The sequence below is a fragment of the Paraeggerthella hongkongensis genome (assembly GCF_003726035.1).
Taxonomy (GTDB): Bacteria; Actinomycetota; Coriobacteriia; order Coriobacteriales; family Eggerthellaceae; genus Paraeggerthella; species Paraeggerthella hongkongensis.
Window position 1 is genome coordinate 1 of record NZ_QICD01000066.1, and the last position, 515, is coordinate 515.

1 protein-coding gene is annotated in these 515 nt (G+C 64.1%); it reads right to left on the reverse strand.

Going from position 1 to position 515, the window contains the following annotated elements; genetic code table 11:
- Window positions 1–515, reverse strand: a 515-nt coding sequence (locus tag DMP08_RS12340; protein ID WP_211328442.1) for a CotH kinase family protein, incomplete at both ends; no start/stop codon positions are given.

Genomic DNA, 515 nt, shown 5'->3' on the forward strand with positions numbered 1-515 from the left:
TCAGGTTTACGCGGTTGCCCCCCTCCTTCACCGACTCCATGAGCAGGAACACACCGCGGTACTCGCCGTCCATGAAAAGCTCGCAAAACCGCACGTCGGGCGAAAGCACGCGCAGATGCTGGCCCAGCGTGTAGCTCACGTAGTTGCGAATGAGACTCTTGTCGAGGTATGGGCCGTTCAGAACCCATGCGTTTTCGCTCGCCATGCCGGCCAGCTTCTCGTTGCGCGGCAGGCCGGCGTCGTCGACGAGGTGAATGCTGTAGTTGCGCTTGGGAAACTCGCGCGAACGATGCCCGCGGTAATGGACGAGCGTCTTCGACTCCACGCTCGGCGCGTCGCTCAGGCGGTTCGCATCGCCTTCCGCTCCGTCGTACAGCCGGAAGTCGGCCGTGATGTCGGCGCTGCCGTCCGGTGCGGTCGTGAGCACGGTGCGGTCGTCGTCGCGCAGAACCGGCTCGCCCTCCACATAGAGAACGTCGCCGGGAACATCCTGGCCGTGGGTGTCGATGGAAACC